The sequence below is a fragment of the Rhodococcus aetherivorans genome (assembly GCF_011058165.1).
In the GTDB taxonomy this organism is placed as follows: domain Bacteria; phylum Actinomycetota; class Actinomycetes; order Mycobacteriales; family Mycobacteriaceae; genus Rhodococcus; species Rhodococcus aetherivorans.
Genome location: NZ_JAALEG010000075.1, coordinates 20475 through 31394, shown reverse-complemented (window position 1 = coordinate 31394; position 10920 = coordinate 20475). Strand labels below are relative to the sequence as shown.

General features: G+C 66.5%; 12 protein-coding genes. 4 read left to right on the top strand and 8 right to left on the bottom strand.

Annotated elements, in window-relative coordinates; all coding sequences use genetic code 11:
* Nucleotides 1–910 (top strand): amidase family protein (locus tag G6039_RS23255; RefSeq protein ID WP_164528129.1); only part of this gene is annotated, 910 nt, incomplete at its 5' end.
* A 114-nt stretch (nucleotides 911–1024) separates the two neighbouring features.
* On the opposite strand, the gene G6039_RS23250 is transcribed toward G6039_RS23255, so the two are convergent.
* Nucleotides 1025–2248 (bottom strand): IS110 family RNA-guided transposase, encoded by a 1224-nt coding sequence (locus tag G6039_RS23250; protein ID WP_043802790.1) that lies wholly within the window; start codon nucleotides 2246–2248, stop codon nucleotides 1025–1027.
* Between the two features lie 264 nt (nucleotides 2249–2512).
* On the opposite strand from G6039_RS23250, the gene G6039_RS23245 reads away from it, so the two are divergent.
* Both G6039_RS23245 and G6039_RS23240 read left to right on the top strand, forming a co-directional pair.
* A complete protein-coding gene (locus G6039_RS23245) occupies nucleotides 2513–2809 on the top strand; it encodes a hypothetical protein (protein ID WP_006931784.1) in 297 nt (98 codons plus the stop codon).
* Nucleotides 2810–2895: 86 nt separating this feature from the next.
* Complete coding sequence (locus G6039_RS23240) at nucleotides 2896–3546, top strand: response regulator transcription factor (protein WP_006931786.1); 651 nt, start codon at nucleotides 2896–2898, stop codon at nucleotides 3544–3546.
* Between the two features lie 7 nt (nucleotides 3547–3553).
* Here the strand turns inward: G6039_RS23240 and G6039_RS23235 are convergent, their stop codons facing one another.
* The 7 genes from G6039_RS23235 to G6039_RS23205 all read right to left on the bottom strand — a co-directional run bounded on the left by G6039_RS23235 (nucleotide 3554) and on the right by G6039_RS23205 (nucleotide 9279).
* Nucleotides 3554–4504, bottom strand: a complete 951-nt coding sequence (locus G6039_RS23235; RefSeq protein ID WP_006931788.1) for a PDR/VanB family oxidoreductase — start codon at nucleotides 4502–4504, stop codon at nucleotides 3554–3556.
* A gap of 71 nt (nucleotides 4505–4575) precedes the next feature.
* The gene (locus tag G6039_RS23230; RefSeq protein ID WP_080688648.1) at nucleotides 4576–5340 is read right to left on the bottom strand and encodes an SDR family NAD(P)-dependent oxidoreductase; all 765 of its coding nucleotides are present in this window, start codon (nucleotides 5338–5340) and stop codon (nucleotides 4576–4578) included.
* A gap of 9 nt (nucleotides 5341–5349) precedes the next feature.
* Complete coding sequence (locus tag G6039_RS23225; protein WP_029546282.1) at nucleotides 5350–5853, bottom strand: aromatic-ring-hydroxylating dioxygenase subunit beta; 504 nt, start codon at nucleotides 5851–5853, stop codon at nucleotides 5350–5352.
* Nucleotides 5846–7126, bottom strand: a complete 1281-nt coding sequence (locus G6039_RS23220; protein ID WP_006931795.1) for an aromatic ring-hydroxylating oxygenase subunit alpha — start codon at nucleotides 7124–7126, stop codon at nucleotides 5846–5848. Before G6039_RS23220 ends, G6039_RS23225 begins: the two co-directional genes overlap by 8 nt.
* Before the next feature lie 48 nt (nucleotides 7127–7174).
* Complete coding sequence (locus G6039_RS23215; RefSeq protein ID WP_043802787.1) at nucleotides 7175–7675, bottom strand: nuclear transport factor 2 family protein; 501 nt, start codon at nucleotides 7673–7675, stop codon at nucleotides 7175–7177.
* Between the two features lie 3 nt (nucleotides 7676–7678).
* Entirely contained in the window at nucleotides 7679–8041 is a 363-nt protein-coding gene (locus G6039_RS23210; protein WP_043802785.1) for a hypothetical protein, read from the bottom strand.
* 53 nt (nucleotides 8042–8094) lie between these two features.
* Entirely contained in the window at nucleotides 8095–9279 is a 1185-nt protein-coding gene (locus tag G6039_RS23205) for an acyl-CoA dehydrogenase family protein (RefSeq protein WP_043802784.1), read from the bottom strand.
* A gap of 154 nt (nucleotides 9280–9433) precedes the next feature.
* Between G6039_RS23205 and G6039_RS23200 the strand changes: the two genes are divergently transcribed.
* Nucleotides 9434–10903: a PAS domain S-box protein gene (locus G6039_RS23200; RefSeq protein ID WP_043802781.1), complete on the top strand. Its 1470-nt coding sequence runs from the start codon at nucleotides 9434–9436 to the stop codon at nucleotides 10901–10903.
* Nucleotides 10904–10920 lie beyond the last annotated feature (17 nt).

Sequence of the window (10920 nt, the reverse complement as noted above, 5' to 3'; positions counted from 1 at the left end):
CCCCACCCGCAATCCCCACGCCCTCGATCACACCCCCGGCGGGTCCTCCAGTGGATCGGCTGCGGCCGTCGCGGCGGGGACCGTGCCCCTCGCGCTCGGCACCCAGACGGCGGGTTCGCTGACCCGGCCGGCCTCGTACTGCGGAGCCGCCGGCATGGTCCTCGCCCACGGCACCACGGACATGTCCGGCATCACCGGTCTGAGCGAGTCACTCGACTCGCTGGGCCTGCTCACCCGGTCCGTGGCCGATCTTCGCTTCGTGCACAACGCATTCACCGGTCGCGAGCGCTCCGATGCCCGGGCTCCGGAGCCGGTTGCCCGGGGCCTGGTCTGGAACGCCGGTGCTCTCCACCCCCTGGAGCCGCCCATGGCGGCGTTGCTGGAACATGTGCCCGCCCTGCTGGAAGAGATCGGAGTGAAGGCCGAACCGCTCGACTGGGACGATCATGTTCAGACCTTGGCCGAGGACCACGTCACCGTCATGTCGTACGAAGCCGCCCGGGCACGGGCACACGAGTTCGACGAACACGCGCAGGCACTGAGCGCGCCGATCCGAGACCTCCTGGAGAACGGTCGCAGAACCCCCGGGGCCGAGTATTCCGCGGCCCTGACCCGTCGGGACCGCTCTCGTGAACTGCTGGACGAGATTCTGGACTCCGCTCCGATCATCGTCGGTCCTGCAGCGCTGGGTCCGGCCCCGCTCGGCCTGTCCGCGACCGGGTCGCCGATCCTCAGCCGGCCGTGGCAGCTGCTCGGTCTACCGGTCGTGGTCGTGCCGGGTGCCCGTACCCCCGCGGGACTGCCGCTGGGCCTGCAGATCGTCGGGCTGCCGGGGCACGAGGACCGGTTGCTCGACGTGGGCGAGAAGCTCGAGGCCCTCCTGCGTGAACTGCCCGTGATTGCCGTCTGAGCCGCCAGCTCGCTCGGCTCGGTGACAAGACTCGCTCGGCTGGGTGACATTACTCGCTCGGCTCGGTGACATTACTCGCTCGGCTCGGTGAAAGACATCCCAGGAGGTTAGATGTCAAGCAGTGACCTTCTCGACGGGTCGCGGCCACGCCGTGGCCTCGTCGTAGGGGGTGCCGGTCTTGAGGCAGCCGTGGAGAATGCCGACCAATCTGTTGGCGAGCTGACGCAACGCCGGGTTGTGGCCCACCCCGCGGGCTCGTTGCTTGTCGTAATAGGCGCGGGCACCCGGCGATCTCGACAAAGCACTGAACGCCTGCGAGGTCAGGGCATCGAGAAGCCGGTCGTTGTGGACGAACCGGGCCACGGCGACCTTCTTCCTCCCGGACGCGCGGGTGATCGGCGAGGTCCCGGCGTAGTTCTTGCGTGCTTTGGCGCTGGCATAGCGGTCGTGGTCGTCACCGAACTCTGCGAGCACCCGGGCGCCGAGTGCTTGTCCCAGCCCCGGCTGGGACAAGATGATCTCAGCGGCCGGGTGCTGCCCAAAATGGGCATCTACCTGGCCACCGAGGGTCTTGATCTGGGAATTGAGCACGGTCAGGACCGCGACCAACGCCCGCACCGTCGCCGCGTAGGCGTCGGTGACCACCTCGGGTTGGCCGAGATGCTCGCAGCGCAACGCGGCTGCGATCGTGGCGGCTTTGTCCGCGACGTTGCGGCGGCGGGCACCTTTGAGTGCGGCACCTATCTGCGTGGTGGTCAGCCGGGCCGCCTGCGCCGGGGTCGGCGCCTTGGCCAACAGTTCCAGGGTGTCGGCGGCGTCGAGATCCTCGAACGCGACGAGCGCGGCGGGGAAGTAGTCGCGCAGGGCGTGCCGCAGTCGCTGGGTGTGGCGGGTCCGCTCCCAGATCATCGTCTTGTGCATCCGCGCGACGACCTTGATCGCCTCGGCGCGAGCGGAATCCCCCGCCACCGGCCGCAGCTCGTGGGAGTGGGTACGGACCATGTCGGCCAGTACATGCGCGTCACCGGCATCGCTCTTGGCTCCCGACACACCGAGTCGGTCACGAAATCGTGCCGCCTGCAACGGATTCACCGCCAGCACTGTGTAACCGGCCGCGACCAGCGCGCCGACCCAGGGGCCCCGGTCGGTTTCGATCCCGATCAGCACCTCGGTGTCGTCGGCGTCCTCGCCGACCAGATCGCCGATGATCGAGTGCAGCCGTGTCATCCCGGCTACACCCTCGGGCAGGCGGGCTTTGACCAGCCGGCGCCCGGAGGTGTCCATCACCTCCACGTCGTGATGGTCTTCGGCCCAGTCGTCTCCGACGAACAGTCGCATCGGTCCTCCTCGATGTCTCGATGTCGATCACCGTCGAGCAGCCGGCGAGAGAACTATCAGCGACCTAATCAAGCAGTGCTCACGCCCCCGCAACGGGGTCGGGCACGACATCCCAGCAGCGATCAACTCTCCCGGCCTACCGACAGGGGCACGGTCTTTCACCAGGGCTTCGAAGTCCGGGACCAGAAAGTGCTCACCTACCGGTCGGCCACCCACCAGGAGTGTGCCGGATGGCACCACTCCCTGAACTGATTAGGATCAGCCATGCTCGAACCCCGCCCCACCAACCATCACAGGATGTTCCTCACCTGCTACGAGGACACGTTCGACCGCGGTTGGCACCACGTCGATCTGTTCGTCCACGACGAGTACGGCCGTGAGGTCAACTGGGTCCACTGGACGGTGGAGGCCGACGGCCCCGAGGCGGCCGACGAGTCGGTCCGCAGGGAAGAACCACTCCTGCGGCGGACCACCGCCTGGCGGCACCAGGTGAGCGCGGCGGGAATGAACTACTGGACCGCCGATGCCGGCTGGGACGACGCCGCGGCGGACGTCGCCTGAGCAGGTGGTTCCCCCCGCGCGGCGGACGGGGACAATGTCGGGAGCCAGGGATACGCCCTGGCTCCCGAATCCGGAGGTGAAGAGCCATGGCGGAGAGTGCGGACGACCTCCGAGCCGAGACGACGGTGTACGTGGTCGACGACGATCTCGAACTGTGCGAATCCGTCGACTGGTTGCTGGAGAGCATCGGGATCAGACCGGTGATCTGCCACAGCGGTGAGCAGTTCCTGAACGCCTACGACGGGAGCCGGCCGGCCTGCATCGTCCTCGACGTGCGCATGCCCCGCATGAGTGGGACACGGTTGCAGGAGAAGCTCAACGAGTTCGCGCCGCACGTGGCGATCATCTTCGTCTCCGCCCACGGCGACATCCGGATGTCCGTCTCCACCCTGAAGGCGGGGGCGCTGGACTTCCTCGAGAAGCCCTACGATCCGCAACGGCTGCTGGACGCCGTGCAGGCCGGGGTGGAGAAGGCCCGGCTCCGCTTCACCGACCATGTCGTGCGGGAATCGGTCCGGAACAAGGTCTCGTCCCTCACGCCGCGCGAGCGTCAGATCCTGGCCCTGGTGGTCGAAGGCCTACCCAGCCAGAACATCGCCCGGAAACTCGGCATGAGCGTGAAGACCGTCGACGTCCATCGTGCTCGCATCAAGAGCAAGACGGACGCCGACAGCATCAGCACCCTCGTGCGGGACGTCCTTCGGTACGGGGTGGACGTGCCGGTCGAGGATCAGTAGTCGAGGATCAGTAGTAGTCCAGCACCAGGCGCTCGCCCGCTGCCCGGGACACGCAGACTGCCATGATCTCGCCGGATTCCTTCTCGGACTGCGTGAGAACGTTGTCCCGGTGGATCGGCGTCCCTGCCAGCACCTGCATGATGCAGGTACCGCAGATGCCCTCCTGGCAGGACGTGTCCACGTCGCAGCCGTTCTCCTGAAGCACCTCGACGATGCTCCGGTCGGCCGGGACCTGATAGGTCTCCCCCTCCAGTTCCACCTCGAACGCGGAGTTCTCGGAGGCGTCCGGCTGTTCCGCCGCGTGGAAGTTCTCGAGATGGATCGACCCGGCCGGGACGTGCCGGCCGGCGAGCGCAACGACCTTGGTCATGAACCCGTCGGGTCCGCACGTGTAGACGTGGGCGCCGGGATCCATTCCCGCAAAGGTGGTTCCGAGGATCTCGTCCTGGTCCTCCCGGGCCACCCCCAGATGGGCACGGAGCTTCTCCGGGCAGCGGTCACGCAGCAGCGGAAGGAAGGCGGCTTCCTTCTCGCTGCGCGCGAAGTAGTGCAGTTCGAAGCTGATGCCGTGGACGTCCATGTAGCGCGCCAGGCTCAGCATCGGGGTGATGCCGATGCCGGCGGCGACCAGGACGTGGTGCGTGGCGTCCGTCGCGATGCTCAGCAGGTTCCGCGGGGAGCTGATCCGGAGAACGTCGCCCACCCCCACTTCGTGGAGGGCGGCCGAGCCGCCGCGGGAGTTCTCCTCGCGCTTCACCGCGAAGGCGAACGAATCCTGCGCATCGGGCGTGCTGAACAGCGAGTACTGGCGGGTGATCGACGTGGGTCCGACGACATCGATGTGCGCGCCCGGCAGATACGTACCCAGTGGCGACCCGTCGGTCTTCGCCAGCCTGAACGATCTGACGGTGGGTGATTCCTGAATGATCTCGGCGACGGTGACGTCGATGAGTGCCATGTCCGTTCTCCTCGTGAATTTCTCCGGACGGAAAACGCCGACCGGGGCCCTCCCGGACGGGAGGACTCCGCTCAGCGGAGGTACAGCCCGCCGTTGACGTCCCAGCAGGCACCTGTGACGAAGTAGGCGTCGTCCGAGGTGAGCAGCCCGACCATGTCCGCCACGAACGACGGACTTCCCAAGCGGCCCACCGGAATCCCGGCGACGATGCCCGCGAGCCTGTCCGGGGGCACCGTGGCCCGCACGACCGGGAGGTCGTGCGGCCCGGGAGAGATCGCGTTCACGGTCACTCCCCGGCCGGCCAGCTCGCGCGCGAAGACCTTGGTGGTGGTCAGGATCGCTCCCTTGGAGGCCGCGTAGTGGCCACCGGTTGCCGTCCCTCCGTTCTGGCCGGCAAGTGAGGCCATGTTGACGATCCGTCCGAAGCCCTGGTCGGCCATGGCCGCGCCGAACACCTGGCAACCGAAGAAGATGCTGTTCACGTTCGTCGTGAGCACACTCGTGAAGTCCGCCTCCGCCAGGTTCATCAGATCCGCTGCCTGCGTGACGGCAGCATTGTTGACGACGATCGTGGGGATGCCCCAGATCTGCCGGCATGTCGCCAGGGCCTCCTCGAATCCGACCTTGCGACTGACGTCGAGCTCGAGACCGCGTGCGGTCGATCCGTCGGGGGACAACTCCGCCGCGAGGGCTTCGACACCGGCCGTGTCGATGTCGGCGAGCAGAACCCTTCTACCGTCGGCGTGGAGTTTCCGGGCAATGGCGGCACCCATACCTCCGGCCGCGCCGGTGACAACGGCGATACCCGGCCCGGTGCCGGTGGACTGAGAGATCACATCGGCCCCCTACAGCAGGTAACCCGAGGCGCTGACCGCGTCCTCGCTGTCGATGAGCCGCACGACCTTGAGCGAGATTCTGTCCCCGTCCGCTCCGAGAACGATCCGGTGGGTCAGCTCGGCGCCGAGCGTCGTGAATTCGTTGCGCTTGAACGCATTGAGGATCTGGGCCGATCGGAGAGTGACCGAGGTGTCGGTGATTTCCTCCACGGTGAACCGCGAGACGATCCGCACGGTCCGGGCCGCGGCCACCGCGGAGGGCGAGTAGCCCTGCATCATCCGCTCGACGCGCAGGTGCCGCATGCGCTTGTCGTCGTAGACCATGTTCAGGCCCGCGGCGAAGTCGTCGGTGTCCGGATCGATGGGAATCACGTAATGTGCGTCGTCCGTGTACATCTGCTCCCAGGCTCGATAGTCCTTGGCGTCGAGGACCTGAGCTTCCTTCCAGACGAGCTCGATGGCCCGGAGGGTACGGGAGTCCGTCAGGGTCGGCATCGGTACGACCTCAGTCATTGCTCATCATCTTCTTCCACATCGCGTAGGCTTCCCGCATCCCCGTCTCGTCGGTGACATGAGAGGTGGGCCAGCCTTCTTCGGTCGTGTACTCGCGTCCCTCGCCGCGGTTGACGAGGATCGGCATGTTCGGATTGCCGCCGGCCCCGATCTGCACCCGGATCCAACCCTCGGCGTCGTCGGGGCTACCGAAACCGAACGGCCCCTGGAAGTGCTCGTGGATCCTCAGTCGCTCGCGGTTGACGCTCTCGGGCCCGCCGTCCATGCCGAGGGCCATGTGCCAGATCTCGGTCTCGTCGACGGAGAGAGGGATCAGGACCCGGAAGAACGACGACGACATCGCGACGTTCGGGAAGGTGTTGAGGTTGAACCCGCAACCGTGCATGGAACGCATATAGCGACGGATCCGTTCGGGGCTTTCTCCCGCGGCGGCGAGTTCGTCGACCAGATGCTGGAAGCGGGGCTGGATCTCCTCCGTTCCGTCGTCCACATCGAGATCCGCGTGGGCCGCGGCCATGATCGCGACGCTGTGCCCGTTGCCGAGGGCGTGGGTCTCGGCCGCGGGGTCGTCCATGAACGACATCATGTCCGCCGTCTCGGCGTCGACCGAGGCCATCCACGACTTGTGCACCATCGGGAAGTGGTACCCGTCCGTGGTGTTCTCGAGCTGGATCTTCCAGTTCCCCTTGAACCGGAACTTGTGAACGCCGAGCACCTTGGTCGGAAATCCGTTGCTCTGCTTGAAGAAGCGTTCCATCCAGATCTTGGCGTCGCCGAGGAAGTCCTCGAGCGGCTCGGCGTCCTGGTCGAAGGTTGCCCAGATCATCCCCAGGTAGCTCTCGGTGCGCAGCGTCTGGAGCGGGAAGTCCTTCTTGTCCACGACGCCCTCGTAACCGTCCGGGTAGGGGATGCCGCGAAGACGTCCGTCGAGTGCGTAGGACCAGTTGTGGTACGGGCACGTGAAGCCGTTGGCCTTGCCGCTGCGCTGGTCGCACACCGTCGCCCCCCGATGCCGGCACCGGTTCAGCAGGGTGTTGAAGTTGCCCTTGCGATCCCGGGTCACGATGACCGGCTGGTCTCCGACCTGGGTGGTCTTGAACGAACCCGCCTCCGGGATCTCGCTCTCGTGTGCCACCCACACCCAGGTCTTGTAGAAGATCTTCTTCATCTCCTCCTGGAAGATGTCCGGATCGGTGTACAGCCGGCCCGCGACCCGGTCGTTCGCGACGAGGTCCGCGTAGGTGCGTGCGGTGGGTTCTTCTGTCGTCGTCATGTGATTCCTTCGTTCGTGAAGTGCAAGGGCGGGCATCACCGGGATGCATCAGATCCGTTGGAACATCGCCTCGGCGGGCAGCGGCGCGGCGAACATCCGGCGGGTGCAGAACCGGCTCATGTGAGCCGCCGTACGTCCCCCGGTTCGGCCCAGGTCGAAGTCGATCGTGAGCCGGGCGCAGAGAATCTCGGCCGTTCCCGTCGCATAGAGCGACAGTTGCTGCATGATCCACTGCCCGCTCGCACGGTTGCCGTCGAGACGGATCTGCTCGCTCCCGAGGAGATGCACGTTGCGGAGGAAGTGGTCGGCCGGCGGCAGGTACCGGGACACGAGGGCCACGATTTCGTCTCGGCCCCGGGCGATTCCGAATTTTCCGGCGTACTCCGGACCCAGTCCTTCCCAGGTCGCGTCGTCGGTGAACAGGACGCCGAGCTGCTCCGGGCTCTGCAGCGGGCCGGGCACGTCACACAGGTCCAGATAGCGGGCGAGACAGTCGCGGACGGCCTCCTTCGCCTCGACCACCTCGAGGCGGTGCTCCGTGTCGGTCACGGATCAGACCCCGACGTCGGCGCGGATCGTCAGCTCTCGGCCCATGCGGGCCTCGATCTTGAAGTACCTCCAGAGGGCGTACTCGCCGATCATCGTCGTCCGCAACAGGTTGCACGCGGCCCGCACGGTTTCCTGGTCCTTCACGTCGGCCAGGACGTAGCAGGTCCAGGGCCAGCCGTCGGACGGGCCCACCATGTGGGCGTCGTCGTCGAACGTGCCGATGACATGGATGCCGTCCATGTTCGCGAGATTCGAGAGCATGGTGGAGATGCCGACCCACACCGGGCCGATCTCCGCCTTCGGCAGGTCGAAGAAGTTCTGGTTGTTGCCGATGCAGAACAGGGTGCGCAACGGTTCGGCGGTCATGGGGCGTCCTTTCGCTGGGAAGGCAGGCGCTGGTCTCGAAGATCCCGCCCTGGTCAGGGGAAACTGGGGATCCCGGGTTCCAGGCCGAGGAGAACGGCTCCGGCCGCCTCGAAGGTGTTGGTCTGAAGCATGGCGTGCTGAGCCGGGACGAGAGCGTCCCGAAGGTAGCGCTGCAGCGGGTGGCTCTCGTAGATCGCCCCGGTGCCGGCCAGGTCGAACGCGGCGAGCACGACGTTGCGGCCGACGTGGGCGGCCTGGGTTGCTCCCAGGCGGAGCAGGGCCGTGTACTCGTCGGTGATCTCGTCGCCGCGGACCGCCAGGTCCCACACCTCGTCGGTGATCTCGTAGAAGAAGGCCCGAGCGGAGCGGAGATCGGCCTCGGCGCGGGCCAGGCCGGTCTTGTAGGCGGGCCGGTTTCCCTTGCTGTCACCGCCGGTGATGCTGGATCGGACCGCTCCGACCTCGTGGACGTAGTCCAGCGCGCCGCGGGCGGCGCCGAGAGTCACCACCGCCAGCACCTGGGCGGCATAGGCGAGCGACGGATACCGCGTGAGCGGCTCGTCGATCAGGGGAGCGCCACCGCGGACGAACGTCATCTCCTCGGGGACGAAGAGCCTGTCGGCCTTCACTGCGTGTGACCCCGTCGCCTTCATTCCGGCGACATCCCAGTTCTCCACGATCTCCACGTCGGCAGGGTCCACGAGGGCGGTCAGTGGCTTGCCGTTCGATTCCGGGCCTCCGGCGAGACCGATGCCGAGGATGTCGGCGCCCAGGCATCCGCTGGCGAACTGCCAGAGCCCGCTGCACAGGTAGCCGCCGTCCACCTTCTCGGCCTTCTGCATGGGGAACAACCCGCCGGCATAGGCGACGTCCGGGCCGTCGGAGTAGATCTTCTCCTGGGTTTCGACCGGCAGGGCCGCGAAGTACACGAGCGAGGATCCGAAGCTTGCCACCCACCCGGTGGCCGGATCCACCGCGGAAATCCGCTCGACCTGCCTCATGAAGGAGGAGGGGGCCATCGGTTCTCCGCCGAACCGTGCCGGGGTCGACGCGCGGTAGAGTCCGGCCTGCTTCAAGAGCGCGATGAAGTCCTTCGGCACGAATCGTTGCCGGTTGAACTCGTCGCGCCGGTCCAGCAGCACGGCGAGGGCGTCCTCGAAGGCCTTCTCCCGGGCAGGGCCCACCGCTGCCGCCTGCACTGGTTTGATCGTGCTCCGGATCGCCATCGTCGTCTCCATCCACCTCGTCGTGTCGCGCTGAGGAAAACGCTAGGAAAGGTTCGGACGAGGCGGTATCGGGATTTCCTCCGCCGGTCATAAAGCATTCCCCTATGGTCGATCCGCCGCTCGTGGGTCGACAATGAACCGTCACGGCACCCGGAGGTGAGGATCGATGTTCCCGACAGGCCGCGACTTCCAGGAGATGGTGGAGAAGACGGAAACAGGGATCCTCATCCACGAGGCCGCGTCCAAGAACATCCTCTGGGCCAACCCCGCCGCGTGCCGGATGTTCGGTTTCACCCTCGACGAACTGCGACCGTTGAAGGCCCACCACATGAGCAGCCAGGAGCGTCAGTACCGGCGCTCGGTCGGGGTGGCGTGGTTGCAGGACGCGGTCGTACACGGCTCGAGCCGCAGACAGTGGAAGTACCGGACCAAGGACGGTCAGGACTTCCTGGCAGACGCGGTCGCCTCGCTCCTGACCTTCCAGGACGGGCAGGTCGTGATGGTCGAGTTCCGCAACATCGCCGAAGAGGTGGAGCTCCAGGAGGAGCTCAGCTGGGTGTCGCAGTCCCTACAGCGCATCATGACGCACACGTCGGCGGGCATCGTGGTGCTCGACGAGATGAACTGCATCGAGGACATCTCGCCGCTCGCCGCCCAGCTCTTCGACAGAACGCCGGACGAACTGTCCGGTGTGTACCTGGAGGATCTGGGCCGGTGTGAGCCTCGCCTGACCGCCGAGCCCGTCGTCGCCAAATTGGACGCGGCGGCCGGGCCGGTGGGCATCATGCAGGAGATCGAGAAGAGCGACGGCAGCACCACCTGGCTGGCCGGCTTTCTCGAGGCCGTGGTGCACGACGGAATGACGTCCCGGGTGCTGACGATCCGTGACGTGACGGATCGCGTGGAGTGGGAACGCCGGCATGCGTATCAGGAGGCCAACCTCCAGTACCTCAGCCGGTACAACGCGATGGGTGACATGGCCATGATCCTCGCTCACGAACTCGGGCAGCCCCTCGCCGCCTCGACGAACTATCTGAGCGGCCTCAAGGCGCGCATCTCCGACCGATCCCTCGACCCCGAGGCGCTGAGCTACGGGTTGGACAGGATGGAGAAGCAGCTCGGCCGGGCGGCGGAAATCGTGTCCTCCGTGAAGCGCTACGTGCGGCGGATCGAGAGCACCAAGGCTGCCATCGACCTCAACGAGACGGTCGAGGAGAGCCTGTACTTCGTTCGTCTGCGGGCAGCCGAGCGGGGCGTGCACATATCGATCGACAGGTCCCGTTCCCCGTTGCCGGTGGAAGGAGAGAGCGTGCTGATCGGGCAGGTGGTCATCAACCTCTGCTTCAACGCGATCGACGAGATCGTGTTGCCCTCGACTTCCGTCAAGGAGCTGACCGTCCGGACGGCCCGGCGGGGTGAGTGGGCCTGCGTCTCCGTTCTCGACCAGGGACGAGGGATGGACGGTGCCTCGGGAAACCGTCTGGCCTCCGGGGCCTTCTCGGCCAAGCAGGACAGTTCCGGGATCGGCCTGATCATCTCGGAGCACATCGTCGAGCGACACGGGGGCAGCATCCGGTACCTGCCCAACCACCCGCACGGTACCGAGGTCCGGATGTGCCTGCCCATCTCCGAGTAACTGCGATCCACCTCCGA

What these genes read in the sequence shown, in the direction of transcription:
- G6039_RS23240 (WP_006931786.1), top strand. Translation starts at nt 2,896, where the DNA reads ATGGCGGAGAGTGCGGACGACCTCCGAGCCGAGACGACGGTGTACGTG.
- G6039_RS23205 (WP_043802784.1), bottom strand. Translation starts at nt 9,279, where the DNA reads ATGGAGACGACGATGGCGATCCGGAGCACGATCAAACCAGTGCAGGCG.
- G6039_RS23220 (WP_006931795.1), bottom strand. Translation starts at nt 7,126, where the DNA reads ATGACGACGACAGAAGAACCCACCGCACGCACCTACGCGGACCTCGTC.
- G6039_RS23245 (WP_006931784.1), top strand. Translation starts at nt 2,513, where the DNA reads ATGCTCGAACCCCGCCCCACCAACCATCACAGGATGTTCCTCACCTGC.
- G6039_RS23210 (WP_043802785.1), bottom strand. Translation starts at nt 8,041, where the DNA reads ATGACCGCCGAACCGTTGCGCACCCTGTTCTGCATCGGCAACAACCAG.
- G6039_RS23235 (WP_006931788.1), bottom strand. Translation starts at nt 4,504, where the DNA reads ATGGCACTCATCGACGTCACCGTCGCCGAGATCATTCAGGAATCACCC.
- G6039_RS23200 (WP_043802781.1), top strand. Translation starts at nt 9,434, where the DNA reads ATGTTCCCGACAGGCCGCGACTTCCAGGAGATGGTGGAGAAGACGGAA.
- G6039_RS23250 (WP_043802790.1), bottom strand. Translation starts at nt 2,248, where the DNA reads ATGCGACTGTTCGTCGGAGACGACTGGGCCGAAGACCATCACGACGTG.
- G6039_RS23225 (WP_029546282.1), bottom strand. Translation starts at nt 5,853, where the DNA reads ATGACTGAGGTCGTACCGATGCCGACCCTGACGGACTCCCGTACCCTC.